Here is a 17,431-nt window from a genome sequence, read left to right as displayed (position 1 = left end):
ATCAGTCTCCCGCGAGGTCGAGGGTGAGTTTGCCGGTATGGAAGGCTTCCGCGTACCGCGCCTGGCATTCGATACCGCGCAGGCGGGCGAGCCCGAGGAAAGCCTCCCGGTCGTACCAGGGCCGGTGCCGCTGGGACGGGTAGTGCTCGTGCAGCAGCGTGACCTTCAGCTCCGCGTTCTCCGGCGAAAGCCGTTGGTAGACCGAAGGTTTCCCAAGGTCGCCGTCCCACTTGACGATCTCGTAGCCCAGCGACGGCGGACCGCGGAACACCGTGGGGATCAGCTTCGCCAGCGCTCGGTGGTCCTGGTGCGCGTCCTCGGCCTGGGGGCCGATCACGAGATCCGGCTCGATCCGCGTGCGCAGCGCCTCCACCGCTTCCTTGGCCTCTTCCCACTGTGCCGGGAATCGCCCGTCGCGCAGCTTCAGCACGGTGACCGAAAGCCGTGCGCCAGGACAGAACGCCGCCAGCGCGGCCCGTTCCTCGTCCTCGCGTTCGGTTCCTCCGCCGGAGAGCACGAGCGCCTCGATCTCGATACCGGGACGCGACCGGCAGATCGTGAGCAACGTACCGCCCGCGCCGATCGCGAGATCGTCGCAGTGCGCGCCGAGGATCGCGAGCTTGGCCAGGCCGGCGGGCCGGAAGCCGGTCATCCGGCGACTACCCGGTCGTTTTCCCAAAGCGCCCAAGGCTTTTCGTCCCGCGCGTACGCCTCGTTCAACGCCGCGCGCTCCTTGATGGTGTCCGTCGGGCGCCAGTAGCCACGGTGTGGGTAGGCCAGCAGGCGGCCGCGTTTGGCCAGCTCCGCACAGCCGTCGGCGACCAGATCGCCGTTCTCCGGGATGTGGTCGAACACCTCCTGCCGCAGGGCGAAATACCCGCCGTTGGCCCACAACGGCATCTCGCTCACCGGCGTGATGCCCGAAACCAGCCCGCCCGCCCCGACTTCGACGCAGTGGAACGTCGCGGGCGGCGGCACGATCATCATCGACGCGCCCGCGTCCGCCGCGGCGAACCGATCGATCAGGTCCGGCAGCGGCGCGTCGGTGAGCACGTCCGCGTAGTTGGCCAGAAAGATCTCCTCGCCTTCGAGGCAGTGCCGCACCCGGCGCAGCCGTTCCCCGATCGGCGAGTTGATCCCGGTGTGCACGAAGGTGATCCGCCAGTCCGAGATGTCGGTGGACAGCAGGTCCAGATCACCGCCCTGCAACACGAAGTCGTTCGACTCGCTCTCCTCGTAGTCGAGGAAGAACTTCTTGATGTGCTGCGCCCCGTAGCCGAGGCACAACACGAAATCACGGTGCCCGAAGTGGGCGTAATACCGCATCACGTGCCAGAGCAACGGCCGCGGACCGACCAGCTGCATCGGCTTCGGCACGTCACCGGGGCCGCTCTGCATCCGGGTGCCGTAACCACCGCAGAAGAGCACTACCTTCATCGCGAAACCTCCGTCCGCGCCGGGTCGACGACCTCCAGCCGCGGAATCGGGAACACCAGCCGGCCTCCCCATTCCGCCACGTAGGCCAGCTGCTCGGTCAGCTCCGCCCGCAGGTTCCACGGCAGCACCAGCACGTAGTCCGGCCGGTCCTCGGCGATCCGCTCCGGCGCCAGGATCGGGATCCGGGTGCCCGGGGTGTACCGGCCGTGCTTGTACGGGTTGCGATCCACCGTGTAGGCCAGCAGATCCGGCCGGATGCCGCAGTGGTTCAGCAGAGTGTTGCCCTTGCCCGGCGCGCCGTACCCGACAACGGTGCGGCCCTCTTCCGCCGCCTGGACGAGGAAGCCGAGCAGCTCCCGGCGCACGGTGGCGATCCGGCGGCCGAACTCGGCGTAGCCGGACTGTTCGTGCAGCCCTGCGGCCTTCTCCCGGGCCAGCACGTCCAGCATCCGCGTGCTCGGCTCCCCGGCGACCGCGACCGGTCTTGCCCACAGCCGGATCGAACCGCCGTGTGTGGGCAGCAGCTCCACATCGACCACGGCCAGGCCGCCGGTCGCGAGTGCCCGCTGCGCGGAAGCGACGGTGTAGTACTGGAAATGCTCGTGGTAGATCGTGTCGTACTGGGTCAGCTCGATGAGCGTGAGCAGGTGCTGCACCTCGATCGAGACCCACCCGTCGTCCGCGACGAGGCCGCGCAGCCCGCGAGTGAAACCGAGCACATCGGGTATGTGCGCGTAGACATTGTTGGCCACCACCAGATCCGCCGGCCCGTGTGCTTTCCGCACCCTTTCGGCGGTCGCTTCGTCCAGGAACGCGGTCAGCGTCGGCACTCCACGCTCGCGGGCGGCACGCCCGACGTTCCCCGACGGCTCGATGCCCAGGCAGCCGATCCCCTGCCGCACCACGTGTTGCAGCAGGTAGCCGTCGTTGCTGGCGACCTCCACGACAAAGGAATCGCCACCGAGTCCCAGCCGCTGCACCGCGCCGGACACGAACCGTTCCGCGTGCTCGACCCACGAGGAGGAATAGGACGAGAAATAGGCGTACTCGGTGAAAGTCTCTTCCGGGGTGATCAGCGGCGGCAGCTGCGAGAGCCAGCATTCCGTGCACACGCGCAGGTGCAGCGGGTAGGTCTGCTCGGGCTCGTCGCGCTGCGCGGCGGTCAGGAACCGCTCGCACGGCGGGGTCGCGCCGAGGTCGGCCACGTCTGCGAGGCGCTCGGAGCCGCACAGTCGGCAGGTCAGCATGGGGTGCCCACTTCCGGAGGTGGCCTGGTTTCGTCCGGTATTCGCTCCACGCGGGGGTGTTCGTTACAGCCCGGCCCCGGAATTCCCGTGGTATTTCCGGAAAATCGGCGACGAGAACCGGGCCGGTCAGGTTTCCCGCACACCACTTGACGCAGCGGCTTGCGCCGGCAGGCCGCACTTTGCGGATTCGGGTAACGGAGCCGGGCGAACCAGCGAACTAAGAGCGTCGACCGTCTGCAAGAGAGGCCGTCATGCCGCGTCCCCACGCGCTCATCATCGTTCAGAACCTACCGGTACCGCTCGATCGCCGGGTGTGGCTGGAATGCCGCGCGCTGACCGGAGCCGGCTACGAGGTTTCGGTGATCTGCCCACGTGGCGAAGGAGATCCCGGTTACGAAGTACTTGACGGAGTGCATCTGTACAAGTATTCGCCGCCCCCGCCCGCGGGCGGGCTGCTCGGCTACGCGCTGGAGTTCGCCCTGTCCTGGCTGCACACCGCGAGACTGAGCCGGAAAGTGTGGCGGCGCAAGCCTTTCGCCGTAATGCAGGCCTGCAACCCGCCGGACACCTACTGGGCACTGGCCCGGCTGTGGCGGCGGCGCGGGGTCAAGTTCGTCTTCGACCACCACGACCTCAACCCCGAGGTGTTCCGGTCCCGCTTCGGCGAACCGGAAGGCCGGGGCTCCCGCCTGCAGCTGGCCGGTCTCTACTGGCTGGAACGGATGACCTTCCGCACCGCGGACCACGTCATTTCCACCAACACCTCCTATCAGCGCATCGCGATCGAACGCGGCGGCGTACCGGAGAAGAACACCAGCGTGGTGCGCTCCGGCCCGGACACCACGGTGATGAAGCCAGGCCGGCCCGTCCCCGAGCTGCGCCGCGGGCGGCAGCATCTGGTCGTGTGGCTCGGCATCATGGGTCCGCAGGACGGGGTGGACGTGGTGCTCGACGTCGCCCGCCGCACGGTATTCGACCACGGCCGTGAAGACGTGCAATTCGCCGTGCTCGGATTCGGCGACTGCCTGGCCGAGCTGCGCCGCCAATGCACCGAATTGGGCATGGACAAGTACGTGGATCTGCCCGGCCGGGTCGGCCCGGCGCAGATCTCGGAGTACTTCTCCACGGCGTCGGCCGGGCTGTCCCCGGACCCGCTGAACCCGCTCAACGACGTGTCGACGATGAACAAGACGATGGAGTACCTCGCCTACGGCCTGCCGGTGGTCGGCTACCGGCTCACCGAGAACGCGATCTCCGCCGGCGACTGCGCGGTGTTCGTGGAGCCCGGTGACGCCGCGGGCTGCACCGCCGAACTCGTCGCACTGCTCGACGACCCGCAGCGCCGGGAGGACCTCGGCAAACGCGGCCGGCGCCGGGCCGAACTCGAACTGGACTGGGCACCGCAGGCGCGCACCTACGTCGGGGTCTACGACCGGCTGCTGCGCCAAGCCCGTGCTGCCGAAGGGAATTGAGCAATGTTCGTCCGCAGAATCGCCGTGATCGGCACCGGCTACGTCGGCCTCACCACCGGCGCCTGCCTCGCCTCGCTCGGGCACCACGTGGTGTGCGCCGACGTCGACCCGGACAAGGTCGCCCGGCTCACCCGCGGTGAGGTCGGCATCCTGGAACCGCGGCTCGCGGAACTGGTCGCCGAGGGCGTGGCCGCCGGACGGCTGAGCTTCGTACTCGGCGCGAGACAGGCGGTCGAGCCGGACGCCGAGATCGTGTTCCTCTGCGTGCCGACCCCGATGGGCGTCGGCGGCGTCGCGGACCTCGGCTCGATCCAGGCCGTGTTGTCCGAGATCACCGACGTGCTGGCCCCGGATTCGGTACTGGTCAACAAATCGACCGTGCCGGTGGGCACCGCCGAACGCACCCGTGAGCTGCTCGGCCGCGACGACGTCGCCGTGGTGAGCAATCCCGAATTCCTGCGTGAGGGGTCCGCGGTCGAGGATTTCCTGAAGCCGGACCGCATCGTGGTCGGCAGTGCGTCGCAGGACGCGGCCGAGCGGGTCGCCGCGCTGTACTCCCGGCTCGGCGCGCCGACCGTGCTCACCGACGCCGCGAGCGCGGAGCTGGTGAAGTACTCCGCGAACTGCTTCCTGGCGATGAAGCTGTCCTACGTCAACGCGATGGCCGAACTCTGCGAACGGCTCGGCGCGGACATCGCCGACGTCACCGAGGGCATGGGCTACGACCGGCGGATCGGTCAGTCCTTCCTCACCCCCGGCCCCGGCTGGGGTGGTTCGTGCCTGCCGAAGGACACCCGCGCGATGCTGCAGATCGCCGATTCCGCGGACTTCGAATTCCGGCTGCTGCGCGCCGCGATCGACACCAACGAGCGGCAGCGGCAGCGGATCGTGGACAAGGTCCGGCTCGCGGTCACCGGACGGCGTTCCGGCACGCTCGCGCACACCCGGCTAGGCCTGCTCGGCCTCACCTTCAAGGCGAACACCGGTGATCTGCGTGATTCGCCCGCGCTGGCGGTGGCCGCGATGCTGCGCCAGGACGGGGCCGAACTCGTCGCCTACGATCCGGCGGTCCCGGCGGACACCGTGCACCCGGGCCTGGAGCCGATCAGCGTGGCCGCGGACCCGGAGCTGGCCGCGAAGGACGTGGACGCACTCGTGGTACTCACCGAATGGCCGCAGTTCCGCACGCTCGACTGGGCGAAGCTGGCCGGGCTGACCCGGCAGCCGGTGGTGGTCGACACGCGGAACCTTCTCGACCCGGATGTGCTCGCCAGGGCCGGTTTCCGCAGTACCGGTCTCGGCAGGCGGTGAGGGCAGACGGCACCGATTCCGGCGGCCCCCGCGTCCGTCGGAATCGGTGCCGCCCGCGGGGCGGAGCCGGATTGCTGCCGTGGTCCTTCGCGCTGGCTCAGGACCTTGGCCGATGATCTCTGTCCGGCCCGGTGTTCGTGGGTTACCGCCAGCAGCGGAATGCGGCCCGGGTGACCGCACCCGCGGCCCAGCGGGCATTCAGATCCGAGCGGACCTCGACGCGCGAGTGCAGCCAGCTCCCGGGACGGGACCGGCCGCCCGCGTACACCTTGGTCGCCCCCGCGGCACGCAGGTGGCGCACCACTCGCCGGTCGTAAGGCCCTGGTGGCAGCGAGTACCGCCGCACCGGCTTCCCGCTCAACTCGGCCAGCAGGCGAGGAGCGGCGTCCAGCTCGCGACGGACCGTGAACGCGCGGTCGAGATGACGCCAGTCGTGCCGGTCCCAGCCGTGCGAGCCGACATGCATGCCCGCGTCCACGAGCCGGCGCAGGTCCGCGCTGTTGACGTACCCGCGCTCACCGACCCGGCCGGCCAGCGGGAAGAACTCCGCACGCAGGTTCCGTTCGACGAGCCGGGGCAGCGCGATCTCGACGTCGGACACGTTGCCGTCGTCGAAGGTCAGCCGGGCGCCACTGGTGGCGACTACGTCGAGCAGATCGTCGAACTGCTCGACGGTCAGCCAGCGCTCGTCCTCACCTGGATCGAGCGCACGCTGTGGCCGCCCGATGCCGTGCACTGCGAACGTGATCATCCCTACCCCTCCGCTTGCCAACGCGATTAATCATGACATCCGATTAATCGCATTGGCAAGCGGAGAGGTGACCGGTGGTACCCGAGCCGTTACTTACGGATCTCCAACGTGCAGCACTTCGGGCCGCCGCCGGCCTTCCGCAGCTCGGAAATGTCCAGGTAGACGGGCTCGTAGCCGCGCCGGACCAGCTGCTCCCCCAGCCCCGTGGCCCGTGCTTCCACCGGGAGCACCACGTTGCGGCCGTCGGACACGCCGTTGAGGCCGAAGCACTCCGCATCCGCCGCGGTGGCGAGCACCGCGTCCGGGAATAGTCGGCGTAGCACCCGCTGCGAACCCGGCGAGAACGCCGCCGGGTAGTACGCGATCTGCGCGACGGCCGAGTCGGTGGCCTCGGCCAGCACGAACAGCGCGGTGTCCAGGTGGTAGTACCGCGCGTCGACCAGCCGCAGGGAAACGACCGGCACGCCGAGCACCTCCTGCGCCTCCGCGTGCGCGGCCGGGTCGGTGCGGAATCCGGTGCCGGCCAGCAGCACCCGGCCGGTCCACACGAGATCCCCCTCGGCCTCGTTGACCTTCTCCGGCATGGTCAGATCGCGATAACCGTGCTCGGTGAACCAGCGCCGGAAGTGCTCGGCCTCCGCGGTCCGCTGCGGTGCCCGGAACCGCGCGCCCAGCACCCGCCCGTCCACGACCGTGCCCGAGTTCGCCGCGAACACCATGTCCGGCAGGCCGGGCTGGGGTTCGATCTCCTCGACGGCGTGCCCGAGACGGCGATAGGTGTCCCGCAGCCGGGTCCACTGCGCGAGGGCGACCTTCGCGCTGACCGGCTGGGTGGGGTCCATCCACGGGTTGATCGAGTAGTTCACCGCGAAGTACCGCGGTGGGCACATCAGGTATTGGCGGGGAGTGGGCACCCGCGGTACGGCCGGTCCCTGCATAAGACCAGGGTAAGTTCGGGCCGATATCGCAATCAATCACTGTTCGCTGCGCACACACCTGCTAAACATTGCGTGTGAACACCATCGACCAGCGAATCGTTTCCTGCCTGCTGGCCAATGCGCGGTCCAGCTACGCGGAGATCGGCAAAGTGGTCGGTTTGTCCGCCCCTGCCGTGAAAAGACGGGTTGACCGGCTGCTGGAGACCGGGGTGCTGCGCGGGTTCACCGCGGTTGTCGACCCCGAGGCACTCGGCTGGGGTACCGAGGCGTTCGTGGAGGTGCACTGCCAGGGCAACGTGGCCCCCGGCCGGATCCGCGCCCGGCTCGAACCGCTGCCCGAGGTCGTCGCCGCCTACACGGTGTCCGGCGCGGCGGACGCGATCGTGCACCTGCGGGCGGCCGACATCCACCACCTGGAAACGGCGCTGGAACGGCTGCGCGGCCTGGAGATCGTCGACCGGACGGTGTCCACCGTCGTCCTGTCGCGGCTCCTGGAACGACCACCGACCCCGTCGTGAGTGGGATGCTCGGCGAATGACCGACCGCATCCTCAGCGAGCACGACCACGGCGTCGCACTGCTCACCATCGACGCCCCGGACAGCCGCAACGCGCTCACCCTCGACCTGTCCGCGGAGCTGGCAGCCGCCGTCGCCGGCGCCGAGGCCGACGAAGACGTGCACGCCGTGATCGTGACCGGGACTCCGCCGGCGTTCTGCGCGGGCGCCGACCTGAGCGCACTCGGCGAGGCGGACGCGGACGGGCTCCGCTCCGTGTACGCCGGGTTCCTCGCGGTCGCCGGGTGCAGCCTGCCCACGATCGCCGCAGTCGGCGGCGCGGCAGTCGGGGCCGGGCTGAATCTCGCGCTCGCCGCGGACGTCCGGCTCGCCGGTCCACGCGCCAAGTTCCTCGCCCGGTTCCTGGAACTGGGACTGCACCCCGGCGGCGGGATGACCTGGATGATCCACCGTCTGCTCGGCCCTCAGCAGGCCGCCGCGATGACCTTGTTCGGTGAAGTCCTCGACGCCCACACCGCCGTCCGCGCCGGGCTCGCGCTGCGGGTGGTCGAGGGCGGTCACGACGCGCTGATCAGCGCCGCACGTGGGCTGGCCGCGCCGGCCGTCGCCGCTCCGCGCGAGGTGCTGGTGTCCACGAAGCGGACGATGCGGCTGACCAGCGGCCTCACCGAACACCCGGCCGCGGTCGACGCGGAGCTGCGACCGCAGCTGGAATCGCTGGCAGCACCGGCGTTCGCGGAACGGCTGGCCGCGATGAAGGCCCGGATCAGCGCCCGCTGACCGGCCTCGCGCACAATGTTCACCTGGTGAGAAAACTGGAGTTCGAGCGAGCTACGAGTGCAGGCTGCACCATTGGTGGGAGACGGGTGTCACTCGGGAGGGCGAGGTCTGCACCTCTACCATCGGATTGAGCTGCGCCGGGGTGGCCCGCCGTCGCGACCGGGCCGGACCGAGCCGGTCCGGGTACCCCACACTTCGGTCACCGGGAGCAGGTCGGCGAGTAACCTCGGAGGCAGGCCCGCAGCCGCTGCCGACGGCGGCGGACGGGCGTTCACCCTCGGGGCCGGCCCGGGGCCGCAGTACGTCGGGAGAGAGGGATTCCCTGACCCATGAGCACGACGAACGGCCACGCGACCGGCGACGGTTCCGCTGCGCTGACCGCCACCCGGACCACCGAGGTGAACAAGCTGGACCGGGTGGTCATCCGGTTCGCGGGTGACTCCGGCGACGGGATGCAGCTGACCGGCGACCGGTTCACCTCCGAGGCGGCCGCCTTCGGCAACGACCTGTCCACGATGCCGAACTTCCCGGCCGAGATCCGCGCGCCACAGGGCACCATTCCGGGGGTCTCCTCGTTCCAGGTGCACTTCGCCGACTACGACATCCTCACCCCCGGCGACCGGCCGGACGTGCTCGTCGCGATGAACCCCGCCGCGCTCAAGGCGAATCTGGCCGACGTCCCCCGCGGCGGCACGATCATCCTCAACACCGACGAGTTCACCAAGCGCAACCTGGTCAAGGTCGGTTACGCCGAGGACCCGACCGCCGACGAGACGCTCTCGGGCTTCCAGCTGCACCGGGTCGCCATGTCGACGCTGACCCAGGGCGCGCTCGCGGGCACCGGGCTGGGCAAGAAGGACGCCGAGCGCTGCAAGAACATGTTCGCGCTCGGGCTGCTGTCCTGGATGTATCACCGGCCGACCGAGGGCACCGAACGCTTCCTGCGGGAGAAGTTCGCCAAGAAGCCGGACATCGCCGAGGCCAACATCCTGGCCTTCCGCGCGGGCTGGAACTACGGCGAGACCACCGAGTCGTTCGTGACCACCTTCGAGGTGGCGCCGGCGAAACTGGCCAGGGGCACCTACCGGCAGATCACCGGCAACACCGCGCTGGCCTACGGGCTCGTGGCCGCCGGGCAGCAGTCCGGCCTGCAGATCCTGCTCGGCACCTACCCGATCACGCCAGCCTCGGACATCCTGCACGAGCTGTCCAAGCACAAGAACTTCGGCATCCTCACCTTCCAGGCCGAGGACGAGATCGCCGGGGTCGGTGCCGCGCTCGGCGCCTCCTACGGCGGGGCCCTCGGGGTCACCTCCACCTCCGGGCCGGGTGTGGCGCTCAAGTCCGAGGCGATCGGCCTCGGCGTGATGATCGAACTGCCGCTGGTGGTCGTCGACGTGCAGCGCGGCGGTCCGTCCACCGGTCTGCCGACCAAGACCGAGCAGGCCGACCTGCTGCAGGCGATGTTCGGCCGCAACGGCGAGTCCCCCGTACCGGTGATCGCGCCGTGCTCGCCCGCGGACTGCTTCGACGCCGCGCTGGAGGCCACCCGGATCGCGCTGAAGTACCGCACGCCGGTGCTGCTGCTCTCCGACGGCGCGATCGCCAACGGCTCCGAGCCGTGGCTGGTGCCGGACGTCGCGGACCTGCCCGACCTGCGGGTCGAGTTCGCCACCGAGCCGAACGCGCCGGATTCCTCCGGGGAGTTCTGGCCTTACCTGCGTGATCCGGAGACGCTGGCGCGGGAGTGGGCGGTGCCGGGCACCGCCGGGCTGCAGCACCGCATCGGCGGGCTGGAAAAGCAGGACGGCAAGGGCAGCATCTCCTACGACCCGGACAACCACGACAAGATGGTGCGGCTGCGCCAGGCCAAGGTCGACGGGGTGGACGTGCCGGACCTGGTGGTCGACGACCCCTCCGGCGAGGCCCGCGTGCTGGCGCTCGGCTGGGGCTCGTCCTACGGCCCGATCGGCGCCGCCTGCCGCCGGGTGCGGAAGATGGGCATGCCGATCGCGCAGGCGCACCTGCGCCACCTCAACCCGCTGCCGAAGAACCTCGGCGAGGTGCTGCGCGGCTACGGCAAGGTCGTGCTGCCGGAAATGAACCTCGGCCAGCTCGCGCTGCTGCTGCGCGCGGAGTACCTGGTGGACGTGCACTCCTACACCAAGGTGGCGGGCCTGCCGTTCAAGGCCGAGGAACTGCAGAACGTGTTCGCCGACCTCATCACCGACCTCGTCCCGGAGGGTGTTCAGTGACCACGATCGACCTCGGCCTCCCCCAGCTCGGCGGGCTGGACCTGGTGCCGACGACCGAGGAAGCGCAGAAGGCCAAGGATTACAAGTCCGACCAGGAAGTCCGCTGGTGTCCCGGCTGCGGCGACTACGTGGTGCTCAACGCGGTGCAGTCGTTCCTGCCCACCCTCGGGCTCAAGCGCGAGAACATCGTGTTCATCTCCGGGATCGGCTGTTCCTCGCGATTCCCGTACTACCTCAACACCTACGGCATGCACTCGATCCACGGCCGGGCGCCGTCGATCGCGACCGGGCTGGCCACCACCCGCCCGGATCTGTCGGTGTGGGTGGTCACCGGGGACGGGGACGCGCTGTCCATCGGCGGCAACCACCTGATCCACGCCTTGCGGCGCAACGTGAACATCAAGATCCTGCTGTTCAACAACCGGATCTACGGGCTGACCAAGGGCCAGTACTCGCCGACCTCGGAGCCGGGCAAGGTCACCAAGTCGACCCCGATGGGTTCGGTGGACACCCCGTTCAACCCGCTCTCCCTCGCCATCGGCGCGGAGGCCTCGTTCGTCGGCCGGGCGCTGGACTCCGACCGCAAGGGCCTCACCGAGGTGCTCGAAGCCGCGGCGCGGCACCGCGGTTCGGCGCTGGTGGAGATCTACCAGAACTGCCCGATCTTCAACGACGGCGCGTTCGATGTCCTCAAGGACAAGGACGAGGCGGCGCAGCGGCTGATCCCGTTGCGCGCGGGTGAGCCGATCCGCTTCGGCAGCGAAGGCGAGTACGGCATACGCCGCGGCGACTGGGGCGGCCTCGACGTCGGCAAGGTCGCCGAGATCGGCGAGGAGAACCTGGTCGTGCACGATCCGGCCATCGCCGACACCACCTACGCGTTCGCGCTGTCCCGGCTCGGTGACCAGCACCTGAACCACGTGCCCACCGGCATCCTGCGCCAGGTCGAACGGCCCACCTACGACGACGGCGCCCGCGCCCAGGTCGAACAGGCGCGCGAGGCCCGGCAGCCGGATCTGCAGGCACTGTTGCGGGGCAGGGACACCTGGACCGTCGCCTGAGCCGTTCCCGCACCACTGTGGCCGCCATCCCCCGGGGTGGCGGCCACCGTCGTAAGTGGACAGTCACTTACGGACACTGCTGCGAGGGGCGAAACCCCGCACGCTCGGCATCCGCGGCGGTGCGGAACGACGCCGGCGGTGCCGTGAAGGGTCCCTTCACGGCCGCTGGGTCCAGGGTGTCGGCAAAGTTGGTCGCGGACCCGTGATCAGCAGAGAGAGCCGTGGCTGCCCGACCGGTTTCGGGTCCGTGAGGGTGCCCCTGACGGACTCAGAGTCCGTGAAGGGACCCTTCACAGCCCTCCGCAGCTGCGCAGGGCCCTCCACACCGACTTTGCCGACGCCCTGGCCGCTGGGTCCGTGAAGGGAGCCTTCACAGCCTTCTGAGAAAGCAGGCAGACGCGCGCGAGAGACCCTTGTGGACGGTCAGTGCAGCGGGCGGAACCCGACGCGCTCGGCATCCGCGGCGGTGCGGAACCATACTTCCGCCACCATCTTCGGGAACTGCGCCGACTCGTCCGTGCAGTAGCGCAACGCGGTGACGCTCGCCTTCACCGAGAATCCGTCCGCCGGACGACCACCCCCGGGCCGCGGCATCGCCGAACCCGGACCGAACGGCCCCGGCGGAACCGCATCCACCGCACCACGGTGGGCAGGAGACGGCTCCGGCGGAGCGGCCTGCTGGACCTGATTCGGCCGCACGGCCGGCTCGAAAAGGGATCCGCTGTGCGCCCCGGTCAGCTCCGGGTCACGCCGCTCGACCGGCCGCATCGACGGCTGGATCGGCCGCGGCGCGTCGAACCCGCCCCGCGGTGACTCGCGGCGCCGCCGCTTGGGCAGCCCCGGGGCACCGTCGTCCACGGGTTCCGGCTCGGGTTCGCCGCGGCCCCCCTCGGCGGGCCGGAGATGATCGGTCGGGACGGACTCCTCAAGGTGCCCCACCGGAGCCGGCTCCTCGAACGGCGAGCGTTCCGCCGCCGCACCGCCGCCGAACCAATCCGGCTCCGGCGCCGGGTCCGCGGGCCGGGCGGCAGGCTGGAACAACGAGACCGGCTCATCCGGCTCCACCCCGGCCGACGACGGCTGATGCTCCACAACGGACGGTTCCGGCTCGGGCGCCCGGTGGTAGCCACTACCGGACTCTTCTTCCGGGACCAGGTATTCGGCGGCATGGTAGTCAGACTGATCGCGCGAGTCCGTTGTGGACTCTTCGTGCACCGGCGCGTCCCCGTTCGCCACCGGCTCATCCGAAGAGAACCCGGAGAACCCATTGCCCGCAACAACATCGGAATCCACAGTGGACTCTTCCGGGGCGATCTCGGCGAATCCGGGTTCCACAGTGGCCTGTTCGGCCGCGAGATAGTCCGGGTCCACCCCGGACTGCTCGGCCGGAACACGGTCCGCCGCTGAGGTCAGATAGTCCGGCTCAGCGAGATAGCCGGGCTCCTCCGGCTCCACTATGGACCCGCCGGCGAATCCTGCGTCCACAGTGCCCGGCTCCGACCGCGCGTGGCCGGGTTCGGCAGCGATCGCCCCGTCCAGCGCGGCGAAGCCCGCCACAGTGGTCTGCTCGGCGGCGCGGTAATCCGCCAAGCCGAGCAGGCCGGTCTCCTCGGCGTCCGCACGAGCGAAGGCCTCGTCGACCTCGTCGTCGGTCACCGGCTCGGGAGCCGTGCGGTACTCCGCCTCGTACTCCGCCTCCGGTTCGAACCCACGGCCGACGGGCTGGTGAAGCAGCTCGGTGGGCGCGGCCTCGTCCGGGCGCCAGGCAGGGGTCTCCGCAGGGGCCGGGGGCAGCACGGCGGTACCGGTGGCCCCGGCGTTCACCGGAGTGCGTGCGGCGTCCGCGTGCGCCTTGACCAGCTGGTCCTCCAGGTCCCGCACCCGTCTGCGCACCGGCCGGAGCAGTACCAGCCAGGAAACGAGCACACCGACGAAGAAGGCCAGCAGGCTCCACAGCCACACCTGCCCGAAAATGGACATTTTGCGCCCCTTTTAAAACGTTCGCGCGACCAGGTAGTCGGCGACCGACTCGCAAGCGTCACGCGCGGCGGAAGCGGGCAGCGCGGCGAGCTCGGCACGTGCTCGGGAAGCGTAGTCGGAAAGAGTGACGCGCGCGCGTTCGAGTCCGCTGGAGCGGCGCAGCAACCCGAGCGCCTCCCCGACGAGCGCGTCCTCCACGATCGGCCCGGCCAGCAGCTCGCGCAGCCGCGGATCGCACTCCGGATCGGCCAGCGCGTACAGCATCGGCAGCGTGCGCACGCCTTCCCGCAGGTCGGTGCCCTGCGCCTTGCCCAGCTCCACCGAGGGCGAGGCGATGTCGATGACGTCGTCGGAGATCTGGAACGCGGTGCCGACGATGTCGCCGAACCGGCGCAGCGCCTCCACCTGCTCCTCGTCCGCGCCGGACATCATCCCGCCGAAGCGTCCGGCGGTGGCGATCAGCGACCCGGTCTTCTGCGCGATCACGGTCAGGTAGTGCTCGACCGGATCGACCCCAGGGCCCGGCCCGACGGTTTCCCGCATCTGCCCGGTGACCAGCTCACCGAAGGTCTCCGCGATGATCCGCGCGGCGTCCGTGCCGAGATCGGCGACCAGTCGCGAGGCGTGCGCGAAGAGGAAGTCACCGGTGAGGATCGCGACGGTGTTGTCCCAACGGGCGTTCACGCTCTCCGCGCCGCGGCGCATGGTCGCCTCGTCCATCACGTCGTCGTGGTAGAGCGTCGCGAGGTGCACCAGCTCGACCGCGGCGGCCGCGATGACCACCTGCTCCCCCTGCTTCGGGCCGAACTGCGCGGACAGCAGCGCGAACAGCGGACGAAAACGTTTGCCCCCCGCCTCGACCAGGTGCAATGCGGCCTCGTGCACGGCCGGGACGTCGCTGCGGACGACCTCCCGCAGCAGACGCTCGACCTCGCTCAGGCCGCTCGCCACGGACCGGAGCAGCTGCTCGTCCTCGATCGGCAGCCCGACGGTTACGCGGAGGTCCTCCACAGCGCCATCCCGGGCCGCCCCCGGAGGTGGTGAAGACACAGACACGTCGGCTCCGCTCTCTCAGTGACTCGTTCGTCCGCCCCTCGGGTTTACGACTCCAGGGTAGTGGTTGCCCGAAGCGCCCCGTTTACCCGCTGTCCAGGGGAAACGGTGACGAAGATGACAGCGGGTAAAACCCCTTCCCGGCCGCCGCGGCCGGGTTCACCGGATCCCCCGAACAGGTTGCCGCACCCTCCCGGACGAGTGATCAACGCCGTCTCGCGCAACGGGCGAATCGGGGTCGCGGATAGTCACGGAGAGGAACCGCTCTTTCGACCAAGGAGGACGACGCACATGCCGAACACGACGATCAGGCGAGCCGGGCTGGCCGGGGTGCTGGTGGCGGCAGGCGGGCTGCTCGCCGGACCGGGCACGGCACAGGCTGCGCCGCTTTCCGGCGCGTCGGCTGCCGGCCTCGCCGGGGTGGCCGATGCCGGCAGCGCGGCGTTCACCAAGGGCACCAGCACCATCATCATCTCGCCGGTCGCACCGTGCTCGGTCGACGGGCCGGAGACCGAGGCGTCCGGCGCGGCTATGTCCTCGGGCGTCGCCTTCGGCGGCGGGAAGTCCTCCTGCACCACCAAGATCACCGATCCGGCCACCAGCCGCACGGAGACCACGTCCACCACGACCGGAAAGAACTTCGAGCTGTCCGCACTCGTCAGCGCGCGCGGACCGCGGGTGAAGCTGGGCTCCTACACCGTCACCTGCACGGGTATGCAGCGCCAGACGAGTGCGAATTGGACCTACAGCGGGCTTTCCGGGATCACCGGCCTGCCTTCGCCGATCCCCGTGAACTACGCGAAACCGCTCACCAGGCCCGACGGCACCGTGCTGGCCACCGCGGTCTTCAACGCACAGACCACCCCCGGCAACGGCAGCATCGGCCTCACCATGCTGCGCATCGACTTCGCGCCTGCGTCCGGGATCTCCGGCTCCGTCTCCGTCGGCCGCACGGCCTGCTCCCCGACCCCCTGAAAGCTGTGAAGGGACCCTTCACGGACGCTGAGTCCGTGAAGGGTCCCTTCACAGCTTTGGCGGTGCTGCGTGGCCGCGCGTCAGGAGGCGAATCCGCCCGATCCGGCCCAGTTCAGTGCGAACGCCGGGACCAGGCCGAGCACCAGGGTCACCACCACGCCGAGCGTGATGGCCGCCGTGGTGAAGCCGCCGGGGACGGTGACCGTGGGGCCGTCGGCGGCCGGTTCGGAGAAGTACATCAGCACGATCACGCGCAGGTAGAAGAACGCGGCCACGGCGCTGAACACCAGCGCCACCACCACCAGCGGCGCCATCCCGTCCGACAGGGCCGCGGAGAACACCACGAACTTGCCGACGAACCCGCTCGTCAACGGGATGCCGGCCAGTGCCAGCAACAGGAACGTGAACACCCCGGCCAGTATCGGCGAGCGTTTCGCCAGCCCGGCCCAGGCGGACAGGTGCGTGGCCTCGCCGCTCGCGTCCCGGACCAGGCTGATCACGCCGAACGCGGCGAGCGTGGTGAATCCGTAGGCCAGCAGGTAGAAAAGCGTGCTGGACAGGCCGTTCTCGGTCATCGCGATGGCGCCGACGAGCAGGAAGCCGGCGTGCGCGATCGAGGAGTAGGCGATCATCCGCTTCACGTCGGTCTGGGTGAGGCCGAGGATCGCGCCGATCACCATCGAGATGATCGCCACCGCCCACAGCACCCCGCGCCATTCCCAGCTGGTCGAGGAGAACGCCACGGACAGCACGCGCAGGATTCCGCCGAACGCGGCCACCTTCGTGCAGGACGCCATGAATCCGGTGACCGGAGTCGGTGCGCCCTGGTAGACGTCCGGCGTCCAGGTGTGGAACGGGCCGACCGAACCCTTGAACAGCAGGCCGACCACGAGCAGCCCGAGCCCGGCGAACAGCAGCGTGTCCGAACGGTCCGAACCGGCCGCCGCGTGGGCGATGTCGGCGAGCTTGACCGAGTTCGCGTAGCCGTAGAGCAGCGCCAGGCCGTACAGGAAGAACGCCGAGGAGAACGCGCCGAGCAGGAAGTACTTCACCGCGGCTTCCTGCGAGATGAGCCGGCGTCGCCGCGCGAGACCGCACATCAGGTACAGCGGCAGGCTCAGCACTTCGAGCGCGATGAACATGGTGAGCAGGTCGTTGGCCGCGCAGAAGGCCATCATCCCGCCGAGCGCGAAGAGCGTCAGCGGGAAGACCTCGGTCTGCGATGTGGTGGCGGCCTGCTCCCGGTCCTGCACGGTGCCGGGGCTGATCGCCGCCTGCGCGACGAACGCGCCGCCCGGCACGATCTTCCGGTCCGCGATGAGGAACACCGCGCCGAGAGCGAGCAGCAGCAGCGTGCCCCAGAGGAACAGCGACGGCCGGTCCACCGAGATCGCCCCGGAGAACGTGGTGGTGCCCGCCTTCGGCGAGGAACCACTGGCGTAGGTGATCAGCGAGACACCCGCGGCGAGGATCGCGATGATCGAGATCCCCACCTGGATGCCCCACCGCGTCGCCTTCGGCGCAAACGCTTCCACCAGCACACTCACACACGCGACGCCGAAGACGATCAGCATCGGCAGCACGGCCGCGTAATCCACCGCGGGCACTGGCACGGGCGCGGTGGGCGCCTGCGCGAGGAACATGTCGAGCACGGT

The 17,431-nt window shown here is 69.8% G+C and carries 15 protein-coding genes; 7 read left to right on the top strand and 8 right to left on the bottom strand.

The window, feature by feature from the left end:
- Position 1: 1 nt before the first annotated feature.
- From D5S19_RS16580 to D5S19_RS16570, 3 genes are read right to left on the bottom strand one after another with little or no spacing between them, the layout of a single operon-like run.
- Positions 2-652 carry a PIG-L deacetylase family protein gene (locus D5S19_RS16580; protein WP_120024251.1) on the bottom strand — a complete coding sequence of 217 codons (651 nt, stop codon included), beginning with the start codon at positions 650-652 and terminating at the stop codon, positions 2-4.
- Positions 649-1,437: a glycosyltransferase family protein gene (locus D5S19_RS16575; protein ID WP_120024250.1), complete on the bottom strand. Its 789-nt coding sequence runs from the start codon at positions 1,435-1,437 to the stop codon at positions 649-651. Before D5S19_RS16575 ends, D5S19_RS16580 begins: the two co-directional genes overlap by 4 nt.
- Entirely contained in the window at positions 1,434-2,684 is a 1,251-nt protein-coding gene (locus D5S19_RS16570) for a class I SAM-dependent methyltransferase (protein WP_120024249.1), read from the bottom strand. The genes D5S19_RS16575 and D5S19_RS16570 overlap by 4 nt, the downstream gene beginning before the upstream one ends.
- A 251-nt stretch (positions 2,685-2,935) precedes the next feature.
- Between D5S19_RS16570 and D5S19_RS16565 the strand changes: the two genes are divergently transcribed.
- Together D5S19_RS16565 and D5S19_RS16560 are read left to right on the top strand one after the other, a co-directional pair.
- Positions 2,936-4,156, top strand: coding sequence for a glycosyltransferase family 4 protein (locus D5S19_RS16565; protein ID WP_120024248.1), 1,221 nt, complete (start codon positions 2,936-2,938; stop codon positions 4,154-4,156).
- 3 nt (positions 4,157-4,159) lie between these two features.
- A complete protein-coding gene (locus D5S19_RS16560) occupies positions 4,160-5,467 on the top strand; it encodes a UDP-glucose dehydrogenase family protein (RefSeq protein ID WP_120024247.1) in 1,308 nt (435 codons plus the stop codon).
- A 142-nt stretch (positions 5,468-5,609) separates the two neighbouring features.
- On the opposite strand, the gene D5S19_RS16555 is transcribed toward D5S19_RS16560, so the two are convergent.
- Both D5S19_RS16555 and ddaH read right to left on the bottom strand, forming a co-directional pair.
- Positions 5,610-6,218 carry a polysaccharide deacetylase family protein gene (locus D5S19_RS16555; RefSeq protein WP_120024246.1) on the bottom strand — a complete coding sequence of 203 codons (609 nt, stop codon included), beginning with the start codon at positions 6,216-6,218 and terminating at the stop codon, positions 5,610-5,612.
- Positions 6,219-6,307: 89 nt separating this feature from the next.
- Positions 6,308-7,156 (bottom strand): dimethylargininase, encoded by an 849-nt coding sequence (gene ddaH, locus D5S19_RS16550; protein ID WP_407641755.1) that lies wholly within the window; start codon positions 7,154-7,156, stop codon positions 6,308-6,310.
- Positions 7,157-7,230: 74 nt separating this feature from the next.
- On the opposite strand from ddaH, the gene D5S19_RS16545 reads away from it, so the two are divergent.
- From D5S19_RS16545 to D5S19_RS16530, 4 genes are all read left to right on the top strand, one after another.
- On the top strand, positions 7,231-7,674 hold the full coding sequence (locus D5S19_RS16545) for an Lrp/AsnC family transcriptional regulator (RefSeq protein WP_120024244.1): 444 nt from the start codon (positions 7,231-7,233) through the stop codon (positions 7,672-7,674).
- Positions 7,675-7,690: 16 nt separating this feature from the next.
- Complete coding sequence (locus D5S19_RS16540; RefSeq protein WP_120024243.1) at positions 7,691-8,452, top strand: enoyl-CoA hydratase; 762 nt, start codon at positions 7,691-7,693, stop codon at positions 8,450-8,452.
- 329 nt (positions 8,453-8,781) lie between these two features.
- Positions 8,782-10,707 (top strand): 2-oxoacid:acceptor oxidoreductase subunit alpha, encoded by a 1,926-nt coding sequence (locus tag D5S19_RS16535; RefSeq protein ID WP_120024242.1) that lies wholly within the window; start codon positions 8,782-8,784, stop codon positions 10,705-10,707.
- The gene (locus D5S19_RS16530) at positions 10,704-11,768 is read left to right on the top strand and encodes a 2-oxoacid:ferredoxin oxidoreductase subunit beta (protein ID WP_120024241.1); all 1,065 of its coding nucleotides are present in this window, start codon (positions 10,704-10,706) and stop codon (positions 11,766-11,768) included. The genes D5S19_RS16535 and D5S19_RS16530 overlap by 4 nt, the downstream gene beginning before the upstream one ends.
- 423 nt (positions 11,769-12,191) lie before the next feature.
- On the opposite strand, the gene D5S19_RS16525 is transcribed toward D5S19_RS16530, so the two are convergent.
- On the bottom strand, positions 12,192-13,748 hold the full coding sequence (locus D5S19_RS16525; RefSeq protein WP_120024240.1) for a sunset domain-containing protein: 1,557 nt from the start codon (positions 13,746-13,748) through the stop codon (positions 12,192-12,194).
- A 12-nt stretch (positions 13,749-13,760) separates the two neighbouring features.
- Entirely contained in the window at positions 13,761-14,798 is a 1,038-nt protein-coding gene (locus tag D5S19_RS16520) for a polyprenyl synthetase family protein (protein WP_120024239.1), read from the bottom strand.
- A gap of 294 nt (positions 14,799-15,092) precedes the next feature.
- Here D5S19_RS16520 and D5S19_RS16515 point away from each other — a divergent pair, with 294 nt between their 5' ends.
- The gene (locus tag D5S19_RS16515) at positions 15,093-15,776 is read left to right on the top strand and encodes a hypothetical protein (RefSeq protein ID WP_120024238.1); all 684 of its coding nucleotides are present in this window, start codon (positions 15,093-15,095) and stop codon (positions 15,774-15,776) included.
- An 80-nt stretch (positions 15,777-15,856) separates the two neighbouring features.
- On the opposite strand, the gene nuoN is transcribed toward D5S19_RS16515, so the two are convergent.
- A complete protein-coding gene (gene nuoN, locus D5S19_RS16510) occupies positions 15,857-17,419 on the bottom strand; it encodes an NADH-quinone oxidoreductase subunit NuoN (RefSeq protein WP_407641756.1) in 1,563 nt (520 codons plus the stop codon).
- Between the last annotated feature and the right edge of the window lie 12 nt (positions 17,420-17,431).

It is taken from the genome of Amycolatopsis panacis (genome assembly GCF_003600245.1).
Lineage (GTDB): Bacteria > Actinomycetota > Actinomycetes > Mycobacteriales > Pseudonocardiaceae > Amycolatopsis > Amycolatopsis sulphurea.
The sequence above is the reverse complement of the archived record's forward strand: the minus strand, read 5'-3'. Positions and strand labels throughout refer to the sequence as shown.

Coding starts and splice junctions, on each gene's coding strand:
- D5S19_RS16580 (WP_120024251.1), bottom strand. CDS start 652: ATGACCGGCTTCCGGCCCGCCGGCCTGGCCAAGCTCGCGATCCTCGGC.
- D5S19_RS16560 (WP_120024247.1), top strand. CDS start 4,160: ATGTTCGTCCGCAGAATCGCCGTGATCGGCACCGGCTACGTCGGCCTC.
- D5S19_RS16555 (WP_120024246.1), bottom strand. CDS start 6,218: ATGATCACGTTCGCAGTGCACGGCATCGGGCGGCCACAGCGTGCGCTC.
- D5S19_RS16570 (WP_120024249.1), bottom strand. CDS start 2,684: ATGCTGACCTGCCGACTGTGCGGCTCCGAGCGCCTCGCAGACGTGGCC.
- D5S19_RS16565 (WP_120024248.1), top strand. CDS start 2,936: ATGCCGCGTCCCCACGCGCTCATCATCGTTCAGAACCTACCGGTACCG.
- ddaH (WP_407641755.1), bottom strand. CDS start 7,156: ATGCAGGGACCGGCCGTACCGCGGGTGCCCACTCCCCGCCAATACCTG.
- D5S19_RS16525 (WP_120024240.1), bottom strand. CDS start 13,748: ATGTCCATTTTCGGGCAGGTGTGGCTGTGGAGCCTGCTGGCCTTCTTC.
- D5S19_RS16540 (WP_120024243.1), top strand. CDS start 7,691: ATGACCGACCGCATCCTCAGCGAGCACGACCACGGCGTCGCACTGCTC.
- D5S19_RS16575 (WP_120024250.1), bottom strand. CDS start 1,437: ATGAAGGTAGTGCTCTTCTGCGGTGGTTACGGCACCCGGATGCAGAGC.
- nuoN (WP_407641756.1), bottom strand. CDS start 17,419: ATGTTCCTCGCGCAGGCGCCCACCGCGCCCGTGCCAGTGCCCGCGGTG.
- D5S19_RS16535 (WP_120024242.1), top strand. CDS start 8,782: ATGAGCACGACGAACGGCCACGCGACCGGCGACGGTTCCGCTGCGCTG.
- D5S19_RS16515 (WP_120024238.1), top strand. CDS start 15,093: ATGCCGAACACGACGATCAGGCGAGCCGGGCTGGCCGGGGTGCTGGTG.